At 36.2% G+C, this 23,523-nt stretch carries 25 protein-coding genes and 1 tRNA gene; all 26 read right to left on the bottom strand.

Annotated features, from left to right (window positions below; translation table 11 throughout):
* Positions 1-90: 90 nt before the first annotated feature.
* A complete protein-coding gene (locus JS40_RS11090; protein WP_034260561.1) occupies positions 91-288 on the bottom strand; it encodes a hypothetical protein in 198 nt (65 codons plus the stop codon).
* 11 nt (positions 289-299) lie between these two features.
* A complete protein-coding gene (locus JS40_RS11085) occupies positions 300-749 on the bottom strand; it encodes a JAB domain-containing protein (RefSeq protein ID WP_034260559.1) in 450 nt (149 codons plus the stop codon).
* Positions 750-826: 77 nt separating this feature from the next.
* Positions 827-1,171 (bottom strand): single-stranded DNA-binding protein, encoded by a 345-nt coding sequence (locus tag JS40_RS11080; RefSeq protein ID WP_034260557.1) that lies wholly within the window; start codon positions 1,169-1,171, stop codon positions 827-829.
* An 872-nt stretch (positions 1,172-2,043) separates the two neighbouring features.
* The gene (locus tag JS40_RS11075) at positions 2,044-2,580 is read right to left on the bottom strand and encodes a hypothetical protein (protein WP_034260555.1); all 537 of its coding nucleotides are present in this window, start codon (positions 2,578-2,580) and stop codon (positions 2,044-2,046) included.
* The gene (locus tag JS40_RS11070; RefSeq protein WP_034260553.1) at positions 2,573-3,778 is read right to left on the bottom strand and encodes a dioxygenase family protein; all 1,206 of its coding nucleotides are present in this window, start codon (positions 3,776-3,778) and stop codon (positions 2,573-2,575) included. The genes JS40_RS11075 and JS40_RS11070 overlap by 8 nt, the downstream gene beginning before the upstream one ends.
* Positions 3,779-3,867: 89 nt before the next feature.
* Positions 3,868-4,371, bottom strand: coding sequence for a LytR/AlgR family response regulator transcription factor (locus JS40_RS15675; protein WP_394332693.1), 504 nt, complete (start codon positions 4,369-4,371; stop codon positions 3,868-3,870).
* Between the two features lie 631 nt (positions 4,372-5,002).
* The gene (locus JS40_RS11060) at positions 5,003-5,758 is read right to left on the bottom strand and encodes a hypothetical protein (RefSeq protein ID WP_152558173.1); all 756 of its coding nucleotides are present in this window, start codon (positions 5,756-5,758) and stop codon (positions 5,003-5,005) included.
* 6 nt (positions 5,759-5,764) lie between these two features.
* Entirely contained in the window at positions 5,765-6,175 is a 411-nt protein-coding gene (locus JS40_RS11055; protein ID WP_034260549.1) for a protein NO VEIN domain-containing protein, read from the bottom strand.
* Positions 6,176-6,186: 11 nt separating this feature from the next.
* Positions 6,187-6,978, bottom strand: coding sequence for a UPF0489 family protein (locus JS40_RS11050; protein WP_084677490.1), 792 nt, complete (start codon positions 6,976-6,978; stop codon positions 6,187-6,189).
* Positions 6,971-7,882 carry a hypothetical protein gene (locus JS40_RS11045; RefSeq protein ID WP_034260545.1) on the bottom strand — a complete coding sequence of 304 codons (912 nt, stop codon included), beginning with the start codon at positions 7,880-7,882 and terminating at the stop codon, positions 6,971-6,973. Before JS40_RS11045 ends, JS40_RS11050 begins: the two co-directional genes overlap by 8 nt.
* A gap of 1 nt (position 7,883) precedes the next feature.
* Positions 7,884-9,302 (bottom strand): hypothetical protein, encoded by a 1,419-nt coding sequence (locus JS40_RS15490; RefSeq protein ID WP_034260543.1) that lies wholly within the window; start codon positions 9,300-9,302, stop codon positions 7,884-7,886.
* Positions 9,303-9,312: 10 nt separating this feature from the next.
* Positions 9,313-10,416, bottom strand: coding sequence for a nucleotidyl transferase AbiEii/AbiGii toxin family protein (locus tag JS40_RS11035; RefSeq protein ID WP_034260541.1), 1,104 nt, complete (start codon positions 10,414-10,416; stop codon positions 9,313-9,315).
* Positions 10,409-11,176 (bottom strand): DUF6577 family protein, encoded by a 768-nt coding sequence (locus JS40_RS11030; protein WP_034260539.1) that lies wholly within the window; start codon positions 11,174-11,176, stop codon positions 10,409-10,411. The genes JS40_RS11035 and JS40_RS11030 overlap by 8 nt, the downstream gene beginning before the upstream one ends.
* Positions 11,177-11,336: 160 nt before the next feature.
* Positions 11,337-12,173, bottom strand: coding sequence for a DUF932 domain-containing protein (locus tag JS40_RS11025; protein WP_034260537.1), 837 nt, complete (start codon positions 12,171-12,173; stop codon positions 11,337-11,339).
* A 17-nt stretch (positions 12,174-12,190) separates the two neighbouring features.
* Positions 12,191-12,352: a hypothetical protein gene (locus tag JS40_RS15485; RefSeq protein ID WP_160172970.1), complete on the bottom strand. Its 162-nt coding sequence runs from the start codon at positions 12,350-12,352 to the stop codon at positions 12,191-12,193.
* 445 nt (positions 12,353-12,797) lie between these two features.
* Entirely contained in the window at positions 12,798-13,517 is a 720-nt protein-coding gene (locus tag JS40_RS11020; protein ID WP_034260535.1) for a CPBP family intramembrane glutamic endopeptidase, read from the bottom strand.
* Positions 13,518-13,593: 76 nt separating this feature from the next.
* On the bottom strand, positions 13,594-13,914 hold the full coding sequence (locus JS40_RS11015) for a hypothetical protein (RefSeq protein WP_034260533.1): 321 nt from the start codon (positions 13,912-13,914) through the stop codon (positions 13,594-13,596).
* On the bottom strand, positions 13,911-14,489 hold the full coding sequence (locus JS40_RS11010; RefSeq protein WP_051957569.1) for an RNA polymerase sigma factor: 579 nt from the start codon (positions 14,487-14,489) through the stop codon (positions 13,911-13,913). Before JS40_RS11010 ends, JS40_RS11015 begins: the two co-directional genes overlap by 4 nt.
* Positions 14,479-14,811 (bottom strand): DUF6249 domain-containing protein, encoded by a 333-nt coding sequence (locus JS40_RS11005; RefSeq protein WP_051957568.1) that lies wholly within the window; start codon positions 14,809-14,811, stop codon positions 14,479-14,481. Before JS40_RS11005 ends, JS40_RS11010 begins: the two co-directional genes overlap by 11 nt.
* A 17-nt stretch (positions 14,812-14,828) precedes the next feature.
* Positions 14,829-15,950: a serine hydrolase domain-containing protein gene (locus JS40_RS11000; RefSeq protein WP_084677489.1), complete on the bottom strand. Its 1,122-nt coding sequence runs from the start codon at positions 15,948-15,950 to the stop codon at positions 14,829-14,831.
* Positions 15,951-16,048: 98 nt separating this feature from the next.
* A complete protein-coding gene (locus JS40_RS10995) occupies positions 16,049-18,013 on the bottom strand; it encodes a serine hydrolase (protein ID WP_084677488.1) in 1,965 nt (654 codons plus the stop codon).
* A 487-nt stretch (positions 18,014-18,500) separates the two neighbouring features.
* Entirely contained in the window at positions 18,501-19,967 is a 1,467-nt protein-coding gene (locus JS40_RS10985; protein ID WP_051957567.1) for a M20/M25/M40 family metallo-hydrolase, read from the bottom strand.
* A 386-nt stretch (positions 19,968-20,353) separates the two neighbouring features.
* Positions 20,354-20,494: a hypothetical protein gene (locus tag JS40_RS15595; protein WP_233273963.1), complete on the bottom strand. Its 141-nt coding sequence runs from the start codon at positions 20,492-20,494 to the stop codon at positions 20,354-20,356.
* Positions 20,495-20,710: 216 nt separating this feature from the next.
* Entirely contained in the window at positions 20,711-20,764 is a 54-nt protein-coding gene (locus JS40_RS15590; RefSeq protein ID WP_233273977.1) for a hypothetical protein, read from the bottom strand.
* 282 nt (positions 20,765-21,046) lie between these two features.
* On the bottom strand, positions 21,047-22,834 hold the full coding sequence (locus tag JS40_RS10980; RefSeq protein ID WP_034260531.1) for a ParB/RepB/Spo0J family partition protein: 1,788 nt from the start codon (positions 22,832-22,834) through the stop codon (positions 21,047-21,049).
* 499 nt (positions 22,835-23,333) lie between these two features.
* Positions 23,334-23,415 (bottom strand) — tRNA-Leu (locus JS40_RS10975).
* Positions 23,416-23,523 lie beyond the last annotated feature (108 nt).

The raw sequence follows: 23,523 nt of genomic DNA, 5'->3' as shown, positions 1-23,523 counted from the left end.
AAATGATTGAAGTGTCTAGTTTCAAAGTTTACTAAATAAAAACCAAGCACTTCAATTTAAAAAATGCTTGGTCTTTCAATCTATTCAAGACTATATATTGAACACATAGGTGTAAGAATATAAATTCCGAAGTGCTTCTTCTTCAATCATCGTTTCAAAACAGCCATAATTTTCTTTTACGTATTTGCGAATGCTATCCCCAAATTTTCGTTTCACATCTTCTTTGGACGTTTCCAAAAATCGGTTTTGAGCTTCTTGGCTCAAGTCTGTAAAATTGAGATATATCATAGCTGTAAATTTTACAGAATTCCATTGTCAGAAAAACTATAGTAATCCCCATCGGGTGCAAAAATCAAGTGGTCTAACAATCGGATGTCAAAAACAGATGCAGCTTTTTTGATTTTGTTTGTCAATTTTATATCTGCTTTACTTGGTTCCAACTTACCGCTTGGATGATTATGTGCTAATATCAAACCTACCGAAAGTGATTTTAATACAGTTGCAAATAGGATGCGCATATCCACTAAAGTTCCTGCAATTCCACCTTGTGAAATTTGGCAAATACCTTTCACTTTATTGCTGTTATTCAAGAGTACAATTTTAAACGTCTCTTGTAATTCCATTGTACGTTTATCCCAGTTTTGAAAAAGGACTTCTGCAGCTTGCGCAGAGGATGAAATCTGAACCCAATCTTTGGATTTGACACCACCTTCATAACTTATTTTTATTTCGTTAACTTGTGCTTTCATTGTGCATATGATTAATGTGTGAATGAAAAAAAAAGAGGGCGCATCTTTCGACCGTTACGCCCTCTTTCATTTTAGGTTTACTTATCGCTTTTACTTCCTAACAATAAGATTTCATCGGCTACTACTTCCGTAACATAGCGTTGTTCATTATCATCGGTTGTGTAGCTTCGGGTTTTTAGTTTACCCGATATTCCAACTTCTTTTCCTTTAGCAACATACTTCTCTACAATTTCAGCGGTCTTGCCCCAAGCCACAACGGTATGCCAGTTGGTGTCCGTTTGCTTTTCGCCTTTGCTGTCTTTGTAATACTCGTTCGTGGCGAGTGAGAAGCGGGCTACTTTCTTACCGCTTTCAAGGTTCGTAATGGTTGGCTCTTGTCCAACGTTTCCGATTAACTGTACGTGATTTCTAATAGTACTCATAACTAAATGGTTTTAAATGCCCTTTACAGGCTTGATTAATATTTCCCTTTTCAATTCAGATTAAATTTTAAGGGGTGTTTGTTCTTTTCTTTCGTGCACCGCACAATGGATAGAGTGGGTTTTGTCAAGACTTTTAGGGAATAAATCAGGTGTGTTTGCGACGTAGCAATCCCGCTTTTTTTTGCGGGATTCAAGGAAGTAGATACCTTATTTTTCACTAAAACTTGCCACGGTCTTGACAAGTTCCATAAGGGCATTAGCAATTCTTTAAACGCAGTTGCGTTTGAGCGTACCGACAGTTAAGCGAAATAAGTAGCTGGGTTTAATCTAGAGTTGGTTATGTCGTGCCTGTTTTTCGACGACCCGAAAAACAACAAAGGCTTTATCCATTATAAACCCCTTAAAATGTGCAAGGCAGCGGTTTGGTTTTTAGGGATTTTAGAGTGAAGGCTCAAGAAGACCGCGCCGAAAATCCTGTTAAGAAAACCGAAGTGATGGCTTTCCGATGAGAAAAGCGGACTCTATTCACAATTTTGGCTCGGGAATGAAGTGTCCCTTCCCAGAGCAGCGGGAAGGGTTAACGGAATGGAAAGCCGAAATTGGGGATTGTGTCCAAGACTAGTGTAGTGAAGCTCTTTTCCCGAAATGAAGTGGTAGGCTGCTTTTTCAGAAGGCAAGCACGGAATGTAGGGGAATGTGCTGAGTGGTTTCTAAAACAAAAACTTTTTTTTGAAGAAAATTTAAATTGGATTAGAATTGTTAGTCGCTGGCTTTATTCTCCCAAGTCTCAGAAATACAGGAAATTCGACTTTTTTGGCTTTAACCCAATCGGACGATAATTTCTCAATTATATTCCTTGTTGTACGCTTGCTTTATTCGGGATTATATTCTTTTCCATTTATGAGTATTGTTCCACCAAGTTCTTCAATATAGTATCCAAACCAACCAATATCATTCCTCTTCCAAGTTTCACGATGTTTTTGAGTTGTTAATACTGTGTCAGTCTTAATACCATCTCTTTGAAACATCATTCTCTCCCAACTTTGAGAAGTGAATACGATAACGCTGTCTTTTTTTAGAAAACGAATGCTATCAATTTTCATTTCAATATTTAATGTGGTATCAATAATCGCCCAATCTCTTAATGTATTCTCTCTCTGTTGTTCCTTTGAAATTAACTTTCCATTTTCGTCTATCAATATTAAATCATTTGGTAATTGGCTCATATACAATTCTATGTTTTTTGTCCTTGTAGCTTTAATACCCTCTTCAATTTCTTTTTTAATTTGTTCTTTAATTTCCGCTTTTTGTGTTAGGGATAATTCAGAAATGGATTTGTTGGAATTACAACTTATCAATAGATTGAGAAGTATTAAAAGATGTCCGAATTTTTGAATGTTACTATTCATTTCTGCCTTTTGAAAGTTTAAAATATTCGTTCGCAGATTTGTCAAGTATTTCGGAAAATCTCTCAAAATTCTCTTGATTTGGTCTAAGGTCAACGTATTTGTCTATTATATTACTACGTTTGTAAATAAAAAAAGTGTTGTCCACGTTTGGGTCAATCTTATTTAAATGCACTTCTGAAGTTTTGTCCATAAAAGAAGGAACAAAAGTCAAGGCAACTTTTTTTAGGTCGAGTTCAGTTCCAATTTTTTCCAATTCTCGTATTCTATTATTTTTGTTGTAATTATTTTCGTTACCATAAACAAAGTATACTTTTAGGTACTCCTCTCTCTTTTGGCTTTCCGTCTCTAAAAATGTAAGCCAATCTTTTATTTCGTTCCAATTTGGATTGTTACCTACAAAATATAGAATTCCGTGATACCAACCATACTTGCAAATCGGACAGGTTTTTGTGCCTTTGTCTGGTCCGTATGCGTGAAACGGTGTGAAGGAAATAATATCTTCGCCAATGTTTTTGCCGGAACTTTTCTGATTAGTTTTTTTTAGTGGATAATCAGGAATATTTAAGCCTAAATAGATATTTCGTTCGCCAACCCACAAACTATCTTTTTGAACAAATCGAATTACACCACTTCCTCCACGATTTTCCATACTCTTTCTCCATTGAGTTGTTAGAAGGCGGTCATTGTCAAATACAAAATCGTCTATGTAATAAGGTTCGTTCATATTTTTTTCCTTTACAGTAATATGAACGTGTGCAGGTTGGTCTCTGCTTGGGTAAGTTTCAGGTTGTATTGTATAGATTGAATAGTTGCCCTGTTCATCCGTTTTCAACCAACCTCTGATGTAACCGTGGGTATGTCCTAATTTGTTTTTAGGCATATTCCTTTCTTCACTTTCTTTTGTAGCATAAATTCCCTTTGTATTGGTTTGATAGTAGTACAGAATTACGTTAGAAGCTGGTGTTTTACCATCTATTTGGTAAACTGTACCTGTAAGCAAAATTTTCTTTCCTTTTTCTTTAAATGCAGGACTTGTATCGGTTGCGGACAAGTTTTTTGGCATCTTGTAATAAAATGGCATTGATTTATCAAAATCATCACTTAAAGTTTCTGTCTCTTTTTTGGTGTTTTGGCTGTTACAACTTGTTAAATTTATACAAGCCAACAGCATAAAGAAAATTTTAAGAATTCGTATCATTTACAATATTTTCTAATAAATGTAGGAATTGATATGGTTGTTAAAACCATATTTTGCGACAAATTGCCTATGTGGTGTGAATAAATAGCTTACTGGATGAACTGTTTCCAATTATTCCTGAAATGTCTGCTCAACCGAATTACTTGACCGTTTTTAAGTGTTGCGTCATAATCGCCATTGTTTCTCGATTTTAGTTCTTTGACGAAAGTTGCGTTAACGATTGATGAACGATGCACTCTTAAAAAAAAAGTTGGGTCGAGTACAGTTTCAAATTCTTTTAGGCTTTTATTGTCTAAAAATTTTTTGTCGTTTGCGTGAACAATGGAATAGGGTTTGTCAGTCGTAATACATTGTATGGTTGAAGTTGAAACACTTAAAATTTTTGAACCGATTTTTAACTTTATTTTATCTGAATACGGTTTTTTTGAATAGGTCGGTTTGTATTTTGAAATATAAATTGCAGGAAAAATAGTATACCACAATAATGCGATATAGAATTGATTAGAAAACGCACTATTGAAAATATTTGAAAATCGATGCGTTGGTGTAAATACCAAACTACTAATTAGTACAAATAATGACGCGAAAAACACTAAATGCAGAAAGCTAAAAGTTATTCCAATTCCTAAATTGAATGGTAATTTGACCAATCTGTTTTTAGGGTTAATAATTTTTATCAATCTGTTTATCAAAATGGTAAGCGGAACGAAAAAAATCCAAAACGTATTGTAGAGCGATGATTCCGATAAGTAAAATCCTGTGTTTTGTATTCTGCTGTAAATATAATCTTGCAATACTGCTAATAAAAAAACAAGGACAACAATCAATAGATACAATGGTATTTTTCCAATTTTTGGAATTTTAAATTTTTCGTTTATGTAAGTTAACTGTTGCAATGACTATTAAGGCTGGAACTATTATATATGCTATAAAGGTAATATTATCTTGCATACTTAGTTTCGATTAAAATCAAATGCTGATTTAGTTAAGATTGAAAAGCGGACTTAATTCACAATTTCGGCTCGGGAATGTAGCCCTTCGACTGAGCTCAGGACAGGCTAAACTTCCCAGCCAAGCGGAAAGGGTTAACGGAATGGAAAGCTCGAATTGGGGATTGTGTCCAAGATATTTGTAGTGAAGCTCTTTTCCCAAAATGAAGTGGTTGCCTGCTTTTTTCAGCAGGCAGGCGTGGAATGTAGGGGAATGTGCTGAGTGGGTTAAGAATTATTTGTTATCAAAGATTTTTAGAAACCCCGTTGATACATCTTTTATTTTATTGATTGATGCTTCATCTTTTACAGTTTCGAGAAGTGCCCAATATTTTGCCTCGTTCCAAATAAACTCTCTGTTCAATCCTGAACCACGTTGATTTATAAAACCCCAAAACCAAAGGTCATCCCAAACTTCCATTTCTTCAGAAGAATAATTATCCTGTAGAAGTTTATTTATTTTGTGAAAATTCCATTTAATAGATGGGTCAATACGATAAAAAATTGCTTCAATTACCGCATCGACAGGTAAGAAAATTCTATCCTTAATGTCTATAACTTTTGGTGCATCTTCCCATAATACATTTTGATATCCATACTTTCCATTATGCAAATGATAAATGGTTTTGGCAAATAATGCGGATGTTTTATTGCCCCAACCGGCTTGTCCCAGCATCCCATAGTAAAGTGATTCATAGTTATGGACACTGTTTTCATTTCCTGTTAGAAAATCGATGAAAGACCTAAAACTATGAAGCTTCGATTTATTTGAATATACTTTTTGAAAAAAAGGTGCAAGTACATCAATTCTTGGTTGACTTTGCGTATTTGCTACGTGATATAAAACTGAATACAATCTATCTTCGACCGAATCAAAAGGTGATAAAAATAAGTTGTAAGAGTTTGATTGAACTTTTTTATTGTAATCCCTGTTTTCGTTCAAAAAATGAAATAAAGCGCTTAATTTAAAATTATAGGTTTCTGAATTCACAAATAATTATTTTTCAAGTGTTACAGTTCCGTTAGCATTAACCCAATAATGAAGTATTCCAATCTTATTAAGCTCAGGAATAATATTTGTTATTGTTTTTCGTATTTGTTCATCTTCAGGATGTGCAATGGCAATTTTTGCATTTGGAAACGCTACTTTAGTTTCTAAACATTTGATGATTGCTTTACCCAAATGAGTCTTAATCTGTCCAGAGTTGAAATAGTCCCTTCTTTTTGTTGGCGAATCTTTATGTGCTTTTGCACCTTTAACTTCAATATACAATTTTTCACTTTTTCTTTTGGCCACAATATCGTATCCTCTTGTTTGACCTATACAAAAACTCTCTATTTGATAGCCCTGTTGAACTAAATGAGGCATCAATAATTCTATAGTTTTATTTTCTGTCAGTTTTTCCATTTAAGCTCAAATTAATATTTTGGTTTCCATTTCCAATTACATTTAGGTGCAAATAAGTCTGGACTGAAATAGATTTCGCTTATCAAATCGAGAAACTTATTGCTTCTTAAAAGGCCACCGCAATGTTCTGGTTCTGTAGCAATTGTAAAACTTTTTATACGTTCAAAAATCCAATTTATCAATGGATTATCCTTGTCTAACATTTTTCTAATTTCTTCTTCTTTTAAATAAGTGAATTCAAAAGAGCCATCACTTAAGCCATTCTTTACTGAAAAGAAATCCAAGTCAATATCAAAAAACACTGATGTTTCCGAAGAATTCAATAGAGCATCCTGTAAGGCTTGATGTGTTTTAAACTTTTTGACTATATGCTTGTTTCCATTGGCATCAATCAGTTCTTCATCTTTCCAAGTATCTTGACCTAATTCTTGTCTACAATGCACGTATATATCTCCAATCAAATTGAGATAGGCCGCACATAGAATATGACCATCGTTATTGCCAGCAAGTTTAGCCCAAGAAAACATTGAAACATCGGCATCACTCGTTAAGTCCAGTTCATCTAGCCATTCTTTTTCTGTTTCACAAGGATAGCATAAATCTTGGTGCCAATCTAATGAAACTAAACAGGGTGGGTTGCTACTTTTGTTCTTACGCATCCATTTGTTCCAATAGAAAAATGCATAACGATGTTCTTGAAATACTACAAGTTCTATTGCTTCAGTTTCGTTTACAGGATGAGATAATATTTCGCGCAAAGCGCCAGGTGGCTCTATGTGATATGGGTTTCTGAATTTAATCATTAGTTTCTTTCTTTGGCACTAGTTTTTCTATATCAGACAGTTCGTTTACGATTCCCTGTTCCTTTAATGACGTTTCAACATTAATTTGAACAACATTAGCATTAGTTTTCCAAACAACTTCCGTAATAAAGGCTATGGTAAGTTGCACCTTTAAATCTGTAGCAAAATCGATATTTGAATTTTTCCATTTTTCTCTATGTCTCGAATTACTATCCTGTGTTAAATCGATTAAAGAGCCATAGATTTTTCTATTGTCATCTAATATACCCAGCTGATGTTCTTGTTGTTCGGTAATCTCTAGTTCTTTATGTTTAAGGATAGGCAAATCAGTTTTTGGTAAAATGAATAGTACATTTTTGAGCCCTGTAGATGGAATCCTAATAATATTATCCTCAATTTTATTAAAATCATCTATCCCGTAGATATTTAGATTCATTGCTACCATAACATCTCTATCAGCATCGAAACCTAATTTTTCAATACCTTTTACCAAGTCTTCTTTACGAATAAGATACCGCTTTTTTCTAGCCGATAAGAACGCATTAGGAATGTAATAATTAATGTTTTGATACACTATCTGTTGGGACAATATCGTGTCTGCATTGAGATGTGGAATGTCTCCAGTTGTAAATGCAGATTTTTGAAACAAATTCATAGTACCATTTACACCGAAGGAAATAGTAGGTTCTCCGTTAAAACTCTTCGCAGCATTCTGGATGCTATCAAATTTTTCTAGCGCTTTAACGATAGCATCTTTAGAATTTATAAGAAAACCCCATTCTTTATCATAATCTATATCTGCATTCAATCTTGCAGCTTCAATAGCCTCTTCAATAGATGTTTCGAGAACATCAATAAATTTTGATGTCTTCGTTTTTAACTTTTTTATCTCTTTCTTTTTCATATCATATTGTCTTTAAGAGATTTTTATCTTTCAACACCTTTTTCAAACAGAATCTGAAATAATGGATGGATTCTTGCCAACGTAATAACTCTAACACTTCGGTTTGAGGCAAAGTAGGTTGACCTGTGAAATTATCATAGGTATAATGTTCAGGCAATTTAAATTGCCGTAGAAAAAGCAACACTAAATATTGGCAGATGTAAAAAGTCACACGCCTTCTGTTTCCTAAATTATCCAATCCTGGGAAAGGATATGATAAATCGATAGGGTAATATCCTCTACCAAATTCGTCTTTAAAACTACTGAACCAAGTAAAAATCTCTGTCATAGTGTTAGGCAGCAGAACATATTTAGGTGGCTGATGTTGTGTATATGTAAACAGGGTTTTTATGGCTTCATAGTTTTTCTGATATATCAATAAGCCACCTAATGCCAAGTGAAACTCAAAAAAACGTTTTCTTTCATTATCTCTTTTATCAATTAATGACTGATTATCGTATTGGCGAGTTTCAAAGTTATAATTTGTGCCATAGACCCTCTGCAAGCCGAAACTATAATATTGATGTGCCGTACCCCAATAATTACCTACAAATTTGGCGTTGTTTGATATGAGTACAACATTCCTCCAAAGTTCTTTATAGGTTTCATTTGAAATTGGTGTTTCAAAGATGCCTTGTCCCATCAACCAGACGCCACTTACAACAAAATATTCAAGACTTTGTAAGTCTTCATTTCTACCTTTTACTACTTCTCTGATTATTTCCCTGATACCATAGTGGAATTCGTGATTAAACTCAACCTTAAAATTTTCAAATCCATCAGGCCTTTCTGCTTCTCTTGGTCGTATGAAGTTCGCCCGGTAATTATTGAATTCTTCCGTGTAGAAGTCAACCAATGTTTCTTCCAGGCCTTTATCCTGTGTTCTAATTGCGAATATTGCCAGTTCATTGATAATCTTGAAATGGTATTCATCATCTTGGTCTTTTTTGAGTTTTCGGTATTCGGAAATAATATAAGTAAGCAAACGTGTAGATTTGCCATTATAAAGTGAAACCTTATCTAGCCAAATAATAAAAATGACCACCAGTAAAACTGTCAAAAATAGCGTTAGAAGTTTTGCTGATTTTTGCATCATCCAGCTATCCTTCCAAAAAAGAGGTTCAAGGTCTAATATTAAGAATATAAATGAGCCTATTGTAAAAAACAAAACCCATTCAAATACTGTTATTCTTCTTGACCTTCCGGGAAATATTCCAAAGAGTTTTGTCTGCGGAAATTCATTTTCAAAAGCATTAGCCAGATAGTTTGATGAAAACTTATTGCCTATATTGGATATTTTATCCACGATTATCGGATAGGCAATACCCAAGATTGCGATGTCGATAGCGACACAGATTTCTATTATATACTTAAATTCCATTCACGTTAATTTACAATAGTTCCACCGCCTTATACCAATAATAAAATATGGACTTATCCGGTTGTCGCTTCAATCTATTCAAAAATGCCCATTCTGCTTTTTCAATGGTAAATTCGCTTATGTTTTTCCCTTCGTAATATTCGATTTCTTTTATCTCATCTTGTAACAAGATGGCATTCAAATAAGCTACTCTGGCCGAAGCTGCAAGAGCTTCCTCGATTCTGAAATTACCCGTCATAAGAAAAGCACTTCCAAAACTGCGTATGCCAAGGTTTATATCCTCGAACTTCTTTTTTGTTTCCTTGGTTGGATTGCGTTCTCTTTTGGCGATGATGGCACAGGTGTTTATGCTATCCCAAAGCACATCTGTTTCTTTGAGGTTTCTTTTGCCGAAATCTTTATCGGAACTACGATAGGATAGTTCTGCTTTCGCGAAAGCTGAAAAACTATCCTTAACAATAGACATATCTGTAATGTTTTCAAACAACTTTCCTAAATCGAACAACTGCTTACAGATTTCCATTGTAAATAACTGGTCGCCCTTATAATATGGAATACCGATGGTCTCTGGTGCAAAAGCAGTAAGCTTATCGCCACAGATGGAATTTACCGAAGGTGTGGCAATTGATATGATAGGCTCGTCAACCGATAGCCAAGGAATCTCAACGGAAGATTCTATAAGTTCTGGATAATGTGGACTGTCAAAAAGTATATCCAACAGAATGGTCCCAGGAACGTTTGGGTTGTAAACCGAATCAAATTCAAAAGTATAATGTGCCTTTGGAACGCCTTCTTTATAACTTCGGCGTTCATTCAAAGTGTGACTTTTAAAATGTGAATTGGCAACAACCGCATCAAGAATTTTTTCCAACGGTTCACGCTCTATACTTGATATGATATCGATATCGATTGAAAACCGATTGCCCGCTTCAAGTAAAAGAACAAGCGACGTACCGCCTTTAAAGACAAAATCAAGTCCTTCTATCTTTAGATGTTCTAACAAAGAAAAGGCGTGAACCATTTTTTCCAAAATGGTCACATTAATGCCCTTATGTTCTTTTTTTGCTCGGAAAGTATCCAACCATTCTTTTGTGAAGCTTTTGTTTTCAATCATTGATGATGTCCTCTAAAATATTCGGTATGTGATTATTCATAAATTGCTTGATTTCCAGTTCTTTCTTTCGTCTTTTTGCATAACTGAAAAGTTTTGTGAAATTAATATTGTATCGCTCAAGTATCTTTTCATAAATGTTTATGAGTTCAGAGCCTTGGTAAAAATGGAACAGGTTTTCATCTGCAAACAAATCCACCATTATTTTTTCAAGTGAGGCGACGGGAACTGCAATTTTTTTGTTTTTCAACTTATTTATGGGTGCTCTTGTAACAAGACGCTTTATGACCACAGGAACAGCACTCTCGGAAATGTAGAACTCAATTTCCTTGTCATCGGGATTCAAGAAAAAATTCATTTTCAAGGAATCATTTAGATAGTAATAGACTGATTCGGTAAATTCCTTCTCTACTTCCACAACAATCATTTGGTTGGACACTTGATGCTGTGTGAATTCATTGAGCCATTGGTTTTCCCATATAGCATATTGGATTTCTTCAAACCTTTCATTGGTCTTTCGTACTATTTTTAGAACGTTTTCAGACAGTACCGGTTTATACTTTGGTTTATAGGATATAACATAAACACCACGACCAATAGTCTTGATGATGTCCTTTTTCTTCAGGTCATAAATTCGCCAACTAAAGGTACTTTCCTTCAAATCTGGTTCAAAGTCCAGATAGAACTGAAATAGTTCGTCCCTATCAAAAGAATCACGTTCCTTAAATGCTTCTATAAGTTTATTTTCTACAATCTTTGGCATAACCTTTATATCAAAACTTTGCCAAAAATACAAAAAAGTGGCGAATATTTGAAAACTAATTATTGCCACTATATAAATAAAGTGGTAAATATTTGAAATTATACAATTTTACGTGAGTAGAAAAATCCAGTTTAAGGTACTGGACAAACCTTAATTTAATTTATGCCATAGCATAGACTTCATCAAACAGCTTTTTATCCAACCGTTCTTGTTGGCCGAAGCTTTTCTTCAAAGTATTATGCAATACTGCATTGAAGGCGTTGTACCCCAACCAGAGATTAGGCTCTTCATTAAGCAACAAGGCTTCGTAGTTCAATATCTCGATGACTTCACGAGACTTTTTTGAAGGGTCACTGTTCTTATCGCTACATTCGTATCTAAAGAGCTTAGTCTTATCGAGAACTGCTTTTACAAATTCCTGTGTGTCGATGATTTTAAATTCCTTCATCTTATCAAATTTCTTGGTAATGGTATAGAATTCATTATCCAGAAACTTGTCGAATAGATTGTTCAACCTTGGCATTATAAGATGAGTGTTGTTTTTACTGTGTTTGATGGAAAACTCAATTTCAGCCTGTGAAACGTGCAGACCGTTTGAACACACTTCTCTATAAAACCCAAAATGGCCAGAGGTCTTTTCGCTACCATCATACGAGTTCTTGAACCGAAGCATTGGTAGTATCAAGTCCTTATCATTCTTAACCGTAAACTGGCTTTTGTCATCGATTATAAAATCGGTAATGAACGACCGGTCATTTTTGTTGATGGTGCGCTTGTGAAAGTTCAACTGAGCATCGGTTAGCATTTCCTCAGCTTTTCTGAAGAACAATTGATTTGGAATGTGGCCATAACTGTTAGATACCACGTTAACGATTTTGCCATTTGAGATGATGACGTTTTCGAGCCCTCGTCGGGATTCCATCTGTGTCAGACTTTTTAAGGATTTCATTTCTGATGGAACGAAGATTTCATCCTGTTGCAAATTTTGTAAATACATAGCTTTTGAATTTTAGATTAAACATTTTTTAATAACACCGCATAATAGATTAGATGCTTTTCTCTGTAATAAGCCAAGTGGCTTTCCGCACCTTCGATGTTATAATTTTCTTTACTCGATTGATAATGTATTTCAGCCTTTTGTGGCGAAATTTTAGGTTTTTCAGATACTCGTTTCATAATGATATATTTTGATTAAACAATATTTGAGCAGTACCCAAACGGAAGTTAAAATCTCAGCTCAAAAGGAAACGGAATAAATGAGAAGAGGGATGAGCGCAATGGCTTTATGCCGTAGTCTTTTGATGGGTGTATTTTACGAGTTTACCTTGCGTGCATATTGTATGATAATTAAACTCTTTTTTTAAGCGGACTTAATTCATAATTTTAGCTCGGGAATGCCTGTGCCGAGCATAGTCGAAGTGAACTGTTCCTTCCAAAGAATCGTGAAAAGTTAACGAAATGCAAAGCTGAAATTGGGGATTGTGCCTAAGAAATATGTAGTAAAGTTCTTTTTCTAAAGCGTAGCTTTTCGCGAAATGCCCGCCTGCGAAACGGGCAGGTAGGGGAATGTGAGCGGCTTACATTAATCTATATTAGTCTTTAGCGCAAGTAATTTCCCTTATTATCGATAATAGATATAATAAGTCAGTAAAATGGCAGACATATTGTAAAATCCGTGTGCTACAATGGACGCTGTCAATCTTTTAGTCGAAATGAATAACAAGGTGTAAATAATGGTTGGGACTAAAATATCAAACCATTCCAGACTATTTGTAGGCATATGACCGAAAGAAAAAATAATAATCGATAATATTGCGGATACCCAGAGTCCAATCTTAGGGTTTTTAAAAATGTTCTTTAAGATGTTTATAAAATAACCCCTGTTGAAAAGTTCCTCGGTTATTCCACCCCCGATTACACCTAAAGCTATGAATGAGACTGTTCCGAGAACAGTGCCATCATACATATTTAGCATACCGCTTACATCTGCTCGATTCCCGCCACCTGTATTCGGTATAATCAATGCAAATTGAATCGACGTCCACAATGCACCGAATAATAACCCAAATAAAGAATCTCTTTTTAAATCCTCAAATTTAAGTCCAATATACTTCCAATCTTTCTTAAGAATTTTTAACGAGGTATGAAGCAAAAGTGTGATAGCCAAAAACTGAAACAATGCCATAATGAATAGGTTTATTCCAATCTTTCCACCATTTATTTTTGTGACACCAAAGAATATATCTGGTACTATGAAAAGCGCATATCCTATTATTATTGTCAGGATGAAAACTATTAAGATTTTTGTTCTGCTTGGGGCTTTGACTTCGGTTTGCGTCATAATTTTTAAATTTATAATTACGACGATTTAAGGTGGTGTTTGTTACTTAGAATTACAAAATCATTTTTTAAAGCGTTTAATATTCAGAGCTATATGATGATTTATACTTATTCATAGATAAGATATAACTCAATCCCAAAAGCAAAATTAAAGACCATACAAATGGAACGGAAACACCACCATTCGGCAAAAGCAAAAAAGAAATATTATAAACTATAAACCCTGAAACGACCGTAAACAATATAAAACCAATTATTATTCGACCAACAGACCAAAACTTGATGGGTTTTTCTTTTATTTGTTCATTTTCAATTGCAGACATTAAATCGTCCGTAAAACCAGTTTTGGTTTTCAGTTCGCTTTTTTGAATGGTTTTCTTGATATTTTTCTCTTTCATAACAAACTGTGTATTTCGTTGCCCAATAGTTGTTTAAGTTGCTGTTCCAAATTTTTTCGTCCTCGATGTAAATCAACCCTGATTTTTGATGCGCTAAATCCAGAAATCGATTCAATTTCCTTAAGACTCATCTCACACAGGTAAAAAAGCCGCAATAAAAGGACCTCATCAGTTTTTAATTTTTGCATCGCTTTTTTTATGTACTTTTTTTGGTCTTTAATTCTTAAAGGTTGTTCTTGACTTGAATTCACAGTTTCAGGCAATACCGTTTCACTTTCTTCTATAGCAACGGTATACTTCTGTTTTTTCAATTCATTGTAACAAGTATTGACGACTATCCTGTACAGCCACGTTGAAAATTTTGATTTGAATTTAAAGGTTGCTATTTTCTTATATACCTTGATAAACACATCCTGAAGGATATCTTCAGCCAAGGTTTCATTTTTCACAATCGAAACGGCCAGTGATAATGATTTGTCCTTATATAAATCCACCAAAGTGCGGAAAGCTTCTGAATCGCCGTCCCGCACCCTGTAAATAAGTTCAATATCTTTATCTATTGCCTTATCGCCCAAACTTTTCTTCCAAAAGATGTGCGACAATAAGCCCGAAACCACCAAATAGTACGATGGTACCCCAAATTAGCAAGTCCGCGGTGTCCTCACTAAGTTCCATCAATGTAAAAACCGAAGAAACCATAAGCCCTAAGCCGAGACCTATTAAAATCCCGCCAAAATGCATTAGCCTGCTTTTTGTGATGGTTTTTGGTGCTTGCAGTCCGTTTTCGGCCATTGCCTTGCGTATTAAATAGGTATAGCGGGCAATGATAAAAATTACTGTGACAATAAGGACAAAAAAAGCTATCCCGAAAATCACTTCTTGTGTTGTTGTATTCATTGTGTTGTTTTTTAGATTTAAAATACAGGGCCGATTATCGAATTGAGTCCTTGGATAAATGGAATGGCCTTGTCGCTGTTTGTAAAGAAAACGATTCCGAATTTTTTTTCGGGCAACACCATCATATAGGATTGAAAATCGTGGTTGTTTCCCGTGTGCATATGCATCATTCCGTATTCCGTAGGTTTTTGCGCCATTCCCAAGCCCCAACCCGTTTGTCCTATTTGTTGCTTTAAGGAATTGTGGTCCTTAAAGCGGGAATGTTCTTTGAACATTTGTACAAAGGTTTCACTTTTTAATCCTTTTTGTTGAAGTAGGGCTATCAAAAACTGGGCATATTCCCTTGCTTCGCTGTGCAAACTGGAATAGGCATTGAAGGTTTTGCCGTTCCATCCGCCATAGGACGGGTTGTTTTGGGTGGGCTTACCTTTATCATCGTGACCGAAGGCCTTGTGGTCGGCCAAATAATCATCCCATACGAAAGTGCTGTTGGGCATATTGAGCGGCTCTGTCACTTCCTTTTGAAATAGGTCGTTCAGGTCGCTTTTGAAGCCTATCCCATTCAGTTTTCCAATGACCGCTGCCAAGTACTGAAAAGCCTCACCTGAATACATAAAATTAGTCCCTGGTGTGAAGGCAAGTTCGACGGGTTCGCCATTTGAGTGGTTGGGAAAACCCGTGCGATGCGACAGCACCATTCTGGCCGTTATCGTTTTATACGCTTCTTTTGAGTTTTCCGCTATTCCTGGATGCGGCAGATACTCATAGAGCGGCCTGTCAAGGTCGAGTATTCCCTGTTCGACCATTCTCATTGTGAAATAGGCAAAAATGGGCTTGCTCAGGGAAGCCCCTTCAAAAATGGTCTGGCCATTAACAGGTTCTTTGGTTTTGGTGTCGGTAACGCCAAAGGTATTATGATACACCAGTTGCGAATCGTTGATGATTGCGATGGATAGCCCGGGCATTTCGACTGCCTGAACAATGCTGTCTATTTTCTTATCCAAATTGGACGCCGAAACCGTTGTACCGTCAACCGCTTTAATTGTTTTTTGGTTCGACTGGGCACAGCAGCTTGAAAAAAATAATACCAGTAGCGATAGGATAAATCCTTGTTTTATTATTGGTTTTGATTGAATCATCTTGAAAAAAATTAATGTGAATAATTTGTTTTTTTGAGCGCTCACATTATTTGGACAAGACGAAGTTGAAAAATGTTACAAGAAAAATTAAAACTGGTTTACAGTGCATTTAAAATATACTTTGGTATCATTTCATTGGGTGGCGTACTCTTACCGTACAGCAGGTACGAATTGTAGTTTCCGCCGGTAAAAACCGTAATCATATCAAGTTCTGGCCAGATGTTTATTTTTTGCCCGCCGTTCCCGGAAGCCATATAGGAATTGTACTGTTTGCCATCTACCACAATATATTTGTGTTCCCACAAATAGCCGTAATCACCATTTTCCATAGTAAAGGTCTTGTTGACCCAACTTTCACGAAGTATCTGCTTACCGTTAAATATGCCACCGTCCTTGTACGTTTTGGCAAGTCTTACCAAATCCCTTGGTATGATATACATTTGACTGAACGTGGTCATACTTTTCTGATTCGGTTCAAATGTCCATTCGTAATTTGAAATGCCCATTGGATCAAACAAGTTTGCTTTCGCAAAAGCTTCTATTTCCATATCGGTTGCCAATTCGACTAGACTGGCCAAGGTCAACGGGCAGCCCGAACAATAGGATGACGATTGACCCGGTTCTGAAACCATAGGCAAGTCGAGTGTGTGCTCTACCCAATCCTTGCTTTGCATCATTATTGTTTCATTGCCTTTACTCTCAGGGTTGTTATTCTCACAATCCAAACCGTGTCGGTAGGTCAAAAAGTTTTCAATAGTAATCGCTTTCTTTCTGTCATCCAAATTGTCTATTTCAGGATATTTGGACGTGAAATAGGGTAACAGCTTGTCTTGTTCACTCTTTATAAATCCTTGGTCCACAGCAATGCCCACAATACCACCAATGAAGGCTTTGGTGGCAGAACGTAATTGGTGAGGCTTATCAGCATCATAACCATAGAAATATTCTTCCAGAACCAATTTGTCGTTCTTGTAAATCAAGATGCTGTGTACATCAGGATAGTTGCCCTTTATCGTTTCCTTCACCATATCAACAATCAAATCGGGATTCCCGAATTCATTCCTTAAGTTTCCTGTTTCAAGACCATCTTGTTTTTTGTGTGGCGGATGATAGGTATAACCATCTGGATTGTGAAACAGTTCCTTTCTTGGAAACATTTCCATTCTATCAAAATCCTTCGTAATGAGTTTGAAATCCTGCCCTTCCACACGATATCCATCGACTTCCGAGTCGGAACGTGTAAAAACGACCAAGCTGTCCTGAACATCCCTGAAAACATCGGTTTCAATATAGGTCATAGGATACTTGGCGTTATCCAAAATGGCATACAGCGTAGTATCCATTTCCGAAGCGACCATTTGAATTTCCTTACCATTCATATATTCATAGTGACCTTCATAATCTGTAAATCGGTCATACAGAGATTTTTCGGTCTTTTCTGAACATCCCGTTGTTAAGACACTGATTAAAAAAACAAGGGATAAAATAGACTTGGTTCTATTTTGCTTGTTTCTTAAAAAGGGAATGGACAATGGATAAAAGCATATTCTCGAAGTTACCGCTCGAAAGATATTGTAAACGATTATAAGGATATTGATGGGCACAATGAGAATAAAAAACAAAAAGCCCCATCCCTCTATGGTCAATAATGATATAAAGGCGGCAATATAGGCCAGCGTCATTGTCAGTTGAAAGTTGATAACCTTCATACCGTGTGCGTTATAAATGCCATTGTCTTCCCGTTTATGCAACCAGAGAAAAAGAGGGAACAGTACCGAAAACGGAAAAACAAAGCCCAACAAGGGTGAACCGTGCATAAACAAAAGCCACTTGTTCTGTATGGATTCCTCATTGGAATTGTCCAATACAAGCAGGTCATCCACTTCTATTTGCATAGCTTCGGCCAGCATTGTAACGGTCTGTAATTGTGGCTCGACCTCGCCACCTTCAATGCGCTGAATGGTTCTTTTTGTCACTTTGGATTTGTCTGCCAGTCTACCTTGTGTAAAACCCTTTGATTTTCTTTGATAAACTAATTTTTTACCTATTGGTTGTCTTTCCATATACTCGAAATATCTTCCACAAAAGTATGGATATATACTTGTTTTTATGGCGACATCTTGGTGTCATCTGGCTGTCATCCTTAGGTTTTATATGGTTTACAGCACTTTAAAAGGCTTCGATGTCTTAAGTGGGCTAATCCCAAACTTTGGCTTAGAATACAGCCTTTCGACAGAGCTTGTGCTGAGCATAGTCGAAGTGCTCAGGACAGGCTTACCTTTCCAGCCACGAGGAAAGGGTTAACGGAAGGGAAAGCTGAAATTTGGGATTGTGCCCAAGAATTTTGTAATGATAATTAAATAATGCAACAAACTCAATATTGATGTAGAGGCTAAGATACCTTGAGCTACTACGCCCTCAAAATATACTTCGGAATCATTTCATTGGGTGGTTTACTTTTACCATAGAGCAAGCAATGATTGAAGTTTCCGCCTGCAAAATCCCATCATATTCGATAGGATTTTAAACTTGTTATTTTTAAGTAGTAGGTTATTCCACTACAAACTTCTGACTCGTCACGCCTTTTCCATCAATCGTAAAAACGACCACGTGAACACCAGAAGAAAGACCGTTCAAGGATATGGCACCTTGTTGTGCAACGTCTAAATTGTCAATCAATTCGCGTCCTGATAAATCAAAAATTTTAATGCTATTTACAATTGTTTCAGAATTTAGGCTATAACTTAACTTTTTATTAGCAACACTAATCGATACTACGTTTTCTAAGTTCTCACCTACACTTAGCGCATTATCGGACTTTGCCACTTCAATTAAGTACTCCGTGCAGAGTTTTGCAAATTTAGTGGCGTGATTGGCTGAACCTGAAACCGCGAATATATCATTGGCCGTATGGATATTGGGATTGGCATCAGAGAAGGACGCCTCAAATGGAAAAGAAGCTGGAAAACCTTCCGCGTGCCAACTGGCGTGGTCGGAACAGCCATAATTACAAGCTGAAACACTGTAGGTTATGGCGTGCGTACCAGAGCCGTTGTAATGATCCAACAAACTCATCATAAAACTATTGAGCGTAGCATCTGTATTATCGTTTATGAAGTAAACATCATTTGTCGAACCATTGAAGTTGGTCATATCAAACTGGGTGACTCCTACAACATTCTTATTATTTGTATTATAAGTCTGCGCGATTTCTGCGGAACCTACCAACCCGATTTCTTCCGCAGCATAGGCCATAATCTCGATGGTACGTTTTGGTCTGAAATCTAATTCAAAAAGCACACGTGCTGCTTCAGTAATAGTGGCAATTCCTGAAGCATCATCATCAGCGCCAGGCGCATTTGCCGTGTTGCTGGACGTGGTGTCTAAATGCCCTCCTGTGATCACATACTCATTAGGAAAGTCAGTACCTTCAATCGTCATAATAACTGATGGCATTGAAGTCGCCGAATGATTGAATAAACGTACACTCACATCATTGCGATTGTAGGTTGCCGCCAATGATTCCCATTTTGTTTTTAAATCTTGGGCAGCTTGCACGCCTTGTGGTTGCGTATGGTTGCGTGTACCATAAGCCTGTAATTCCAAAATGTGCGTTTCAATTTCTTGGGCATCCACTTCATTTAAAGCTTGCGTAACCAAATCATCTTGGGTAATTGTATAGGTGTTGGTGTTATCTTTCTGAAGACTTTCACCAATTGGTTTTGTGGTGATATCAGCAATTGCTTTTTCTGCTGAAGGCTTTCGGATGTAACCTGGACCGTGTACTAATATACGCTTGTGCAAGGCGTGTCCAGCTTCTTCAGTCATAAGGACAGCCGCCTCTAAATCCGTTGTATTTAAAAATTCTATGGATTCTGGAAGCTCTTTTTGAAGTGCTTTAGCATCATCCAAACTAAGTGTCGCATAGAACGATTCCTGCTGCGCATAGCTTGAGAGTGAAATTGCTATACCTATAAATAGCGTACAAAAAACAGTGTTTGGTATTGATAATTTCATAGTTTAAGTAATAATCTGCTTGTTTAAATTTTTAAAACTGTGGACTTAGTCTCTAATGAGTATTTAAACTTTTTTAAAAGTAGAGAAAATCTGCTAAAATTTAGCATTTTGAAGGATTAATTTTAGTTGATCCTTAACACTCTTCCTAATAAAAAAATTCTAAATCTTTTTTTTGAGTGATCTGTGTTGAATCAGAAATTTTTAAATGTTGGCATTTAAAATTTCAATATTTAATGTTGTCGTTATTTGAATAAAGGTTTTTTTATTCACTCGAAAGTTTAGTTTTTAACTTTGAGCAGTTTCCCTCATTTGTGATAATTTGCTTCTTCAAAAAGCCATAATTTTCAGAATAATCCAACATCTCTCTTCAGTACTTTCTGGTTGTGTCAACTTAATTTTCGTGATGTTGCCGAAGTCATTCGTTGTTCTTCTACTGCAAAGAGCGCAACACCTACACCCAATGAAATGGTCATTTTGCCACTAAGAATAAATTCCTTGAAGCCTTCTATCAAATCTGCTAATTTCAAGTGTTGTGTGATAAAGTTGTCCGTTCTTCCCAAACATTTTGAGATATCAGCTAGTGCGTATTTCTCACTCAGGTAAGCGATTGCTTCGACTTCTTCTGTAGATTCAATATCCTATCTTTGTAAGTTTTTGATGATTTTAACTTCCAAAACATCATTGTTCTTATAAGTTCTCACGATAAAGGTTATGGTCTTTTTTCCAGCCAACTTACTTGCTCTTTATCTGCGTTCACCCATCACGATGATAAAATCCTTTCCGGATTCCCGTACCATTATCGGTTGCAGCACACCGTACTTTTGAATGCTTTAAGAAAGCTGGTTCAATAACTTTTCATTGAACGTTTTCTAAGCTGTCCCGTGTCTGGCTTGATTTTGCCAATGGATAGGTTCTGAATTTCAAGTCCCATTGACTTTTCGTTCAATTTAGATTTAGCAGTAATTTTTGCCCAAACTATTGATTGATAATCCCTTCTTGATAAATACATTTTTTAGGTACTATCATAAAAAAAGAAGAAGGGCCAGCACGAATGCCGACCCTTCTTCAAACAACAAAAGCTAATCGTTGAGTTCCTGAATTTGCTTTTCAAGAACTGTGATGCGCTCTTTCAAACGTGCTTCACGCTTGTCTTGTTTTTGGGCATATTCCTTCTCGATGTCGGCAATCTTTGATTTGTAATATCCTTGCATTGCATTGTAGAATGAAATGTTCGTCAGGTTATTAACGTGATTGCTTTCGCCAAAATGCACTTGTTTTGTAATCATATAGCGTATCAACTTATGAAAGACTTCCTTTTTGAATTTCTTCTTGAAATTCTCAACCATTTCAATTTTGGTCATCTTGGACGTGTCGCCCAAGAACTTTGAGAAGTACTTTTGTTGGCTCATATAGTCCACATTATTTTCAAAAAGCGATATTGAGAATGCCACCATTTCGTCTGTCGAAAGTGTTTTCTTTGTATTGATGTATTCGGTCTCACGAATCATCTGAACAACTTCTTCAAAATGCTTGTTGTTCTCGATGTGCTTCTTACGGATTTCCCTTTCGTTAATTTTCACGATTTGTTCTTCGGGCGTACAATCGGCCATTTTCCTATTGGTCAATGGTGCTGAATATTCCGTGGATTCATCTATTGATTTCTCAATTATCTTGACAAACACTTCCTTGTTCTGGTATGTCTCAGGATGGAATACGATACCATTTACAAATCCATTGTCCGCTGCTAAATTGTAATTTTTCAACTTTTCTTCGTAATTCTGAATCGCTTCTTTCAATTCTGCCTTCAGTTCATCTTCGGAATAATCGTAATGTTGATATTCTATTTTGATGGCCTCTATTGTCGGCTTGGTAGGTTCTTCGATTAGTTCAACATCATCGAGAAGATAGACCTTCAATCCATTTTTTTCCAAATGTGAAATAATGAGCTGATTATTTTCGTCATCTACCCAATACTGTCGTATTTCAGGAATCAGTAGAATATTCTCTTTTTTCGATTTTTCAATCAGGTTCAAGAATGACTTCGTTTTCTTCGTTTCAAAACAAGCTGATTTTGTACAGACCATTTTACCCTCGCCGAACAGATTGCCTTGATTGGCCGCATTGAACGGACATTCTACACAAGACCCTGCTTTCGGCACCAACTTCTTATCTATTACATCAAAAGATGCTTTTTCCAAGTCATAGGTCTGGTCTTTAATCATCCTGTTGATTTGATGGGCACTAAAATCCTCGCCCATCGTTTCCAACATCATTTGTTGTTCTTCTGGTGTAAAAAGTGCGACACCTACACCCAATGAAATGGTCATTTCGCCATTGCGAACAAAGTGTTTGAAACCTTCTATCAAACCTGCCAATTTTAGGCGTTGTCTTACAAAGTTGTCCGTTCTGCCCAATTGCTTTGCAATTTCGGCAGGTACATACTTTTCACTTAGATAAGCAATTGCCTCAGCTTCTTCGGTAGGTTCTACATCCCGTCTTTGTAGATTTTCGATGATTTGAACTTCAAGTACATCATTGTTCTCATAAGTCCTCACAATACAGGGTATGGTCTTTTTTCCTGCCAGCTTGCTTGCCCGATATCTGCGTTCGCCCATCACGATGACATAATGACCATTTAGTTGCCTTACCGTGATTGGCTGCAATACACCGTGATTTTCGATACTCGCAGAAAGTTGCTGTAATGCATCCTCGTTAAAAGTCTTTCTTGGTTGTTCTGGGTCAGGCTTAATGTTGCCCAACGGTAAGTTCTGAATTTGAAGTACGGATGATTTCTTTCCGTTTACTTCTTTCTTGGCAGTAGATTTCGTTCTACTGCGCTTCTTTGTGGTACTCGCTTTTGTTGTCATAATACTCAATTTTTTGATTAAACAATATTTGAGCAGAAACCAAACGGAAGGTAAAATCTTGGCTCAAAAGGAAACGGAATAAATATGCAAGGGAAAAAGCGATGGCTTTATGCCGTAGTCTTTTGATGGAAGTATTTTACGAGTTTAACTTTCGGAATTATTGTATAATAAAAAAACTTCTTACCAATGCTTTTAATTTCAATACTTTTCTCTAATGGAAGCAGAAGTCTGAGGTCAAGAGTTTGTCCCTATTCATACTTTTTTTGGGATAAAAGCAAAATAATTTAAAGCTGTAAATCCTTGAATGGAATGATAAAAATCACTAGACTTTTTTAAAGAAAAGACTTTTTCATAGCAATTAATATCTAAAAATCACAAATGATGTCATTTCTTATTAGCATCCAAAAAAAGACAAAATGTTGTACCTATGTTGTACCTGTTCATTTTTTCGCTTACTTTTTTTAATAAAAAAAAGCCGAAGATTTCTCTTCGGCTTATGTGCGGGTGAAGGGACTCGAACCCCCACACCTTGCGGCATCAGATCCTAAGTCTGACGTGTCTACCAATTCCACCACACCCGCATAAAGTGCAATTTAACACTTTTTATTTGGTTTAATCCTAAGTCTGGCGTGTCTACCAATTCCACCACGCCCGCGAACGTATTGGGGTGCAAATATAATCAAGAATTA

It is taken from the genome of Altibacter lentus (assembly GCF_000746845.1).
Lineage (GTDB): Bacteria > Bacteroidota > Bacteroidia > Flavobacteriales > Flavobacteriaceae > Altibacter > Altibacter lentus.
The sequence above is the reverse complement of the archived record's forward strand: the minus strand, read 5'-3'. Positions and strand labels throughout refer to the sequence as shown.

Coding starts and splice junctions, on each gene's coding strand:
- JS40_RS11070 (WP_034260553.1), bottom strand. CDS start 3,778: ATGATACGAATTCTTAAAATTTTCTTTATGCTGTTGGCTTGTATAAAT.
- JS40_RS11025 (WP_034260537.1), bottom strand. CDS start 12,173: ATGTATTTACAAAATTTGCAACAGGATGAAATCTTCGTTCCATCAGAA.
- JS40_RS11030 (WP_034260539.1), bottom strand. CDS start 11,176: ATGCCAAAGATTGTAGAAAATAAACTTATAGAAGCATTTAAGGAACGT.
- JS40_RS11015 (WP_034260533.1), bottom strand. CDS start 13,914: ATGAAAGAGAAAAATATCAAGAAAACCATTCAAAAAAGCGAACTGAAA.
- JS40_RS11080 (WP_034260557.1), bottom strand. CDS start 1,171: ATGAGTACTATTAGAAATCACGTACAGTTAATCGGAAACGTTGGACAA.
- JS40_RS11055 (WP_034260549.1), bottom strand. CDS start 6,175: ATGGAAAAACTGACAGAAAATAAAACTATAGAATTATTGATGCCTCAT.
- JS40_RS11005 (WP_051957568.1), bottom strand. CDS start 14,811: ATGAATACAACAACACAAGAAGTGATTTTCGGGATAGCTTTTTTTGTC.
- JS40_RS15490 (WP_034260543.1), bottom strand. CDS start 9,302: ATGGAATTTAAGTATATAATAGAAATCTGTGTCGCTATCGACATCGCA.
- JS40_RS11035 (WP_034260541.1), bottom strand. CDS start 10,416: ATGATTGAAAACAAAAGCTTCACAAAAGAATGGTTGGATACTTTCCGA.
- JS40_RS10985 (WP_051957567.1), bottom strand. CDS start 19,967: ATGAAATTATCAATACCAAACACTGTTTTTTGTACGCTATTTATAGGT.
- JS40_RS11000 (WP_084677489.1), bottom strand. CDS start 15,950: ATGATTCAATCAAAACCAATAATAAAACAAGGATTTATCCTATCGCTA.
- JS40_RS11090 (WP_034260561.1), bottom strand. CDS start 288: ATGATATATCTCAATTTTACAGACTTGAGCCAAGAAGCTCAAAACCGA.
- JS40_RS11085 (WP_034260559.1), bottom strand. CDS start 749: ATGAAAGCACAAGTTAACGAAATAAAAATAAGTTATGAAGGTGGTGTC.
- JS40_RS11050 (WP_084677490.1), bottom strand. CDS start 6,978: ATGATTAAATTCAGAAACCCATATCACATAGAGCCACCTGGCGCTTTG.
- JS40_RS10995 (WP_084677488.1), bottom strand. CDS start 18,013: ATGGAAAGACAACCAATAGGTAAAAAATTAGTTTATCAAAGAAAATCA.
- JS40_RS11045 (WP_034260545.1), bottom strand. CDS start 7,882: ATGAAAAAGAAAGAGATAAAAAAGTTAAAAACGAAGACATCAAAATTT.
- JS40_RS11020 (WP_034260535.1), bottom strand. CDS start 13,517: ATGACGCAAACCGAAGTCAAAGCCCCAAGCAGAACAAAAATCTTAATA.
- JS40_RS11075 (WP_034260555.1), bottom strand. CDS start 2,580: ATGAATAGTAACATTCAAAAATTCGGACATCTTTTAATACTTCTCAAT.
- JS40_RS10980 (WP_034260531.1), bottom strand. CDS start 22,834: ATGACAACAAAAGCGAGTACCACAAAGAAGCGCAGTAGAACGAAATCT.
- JS40_RS15485 (WP_160172970.1), bottom strand. CDS start 12,352: ATGAAACGAGTATCTGAAAAACCTAAAATTTCGCCACAAAAGGCTGAA.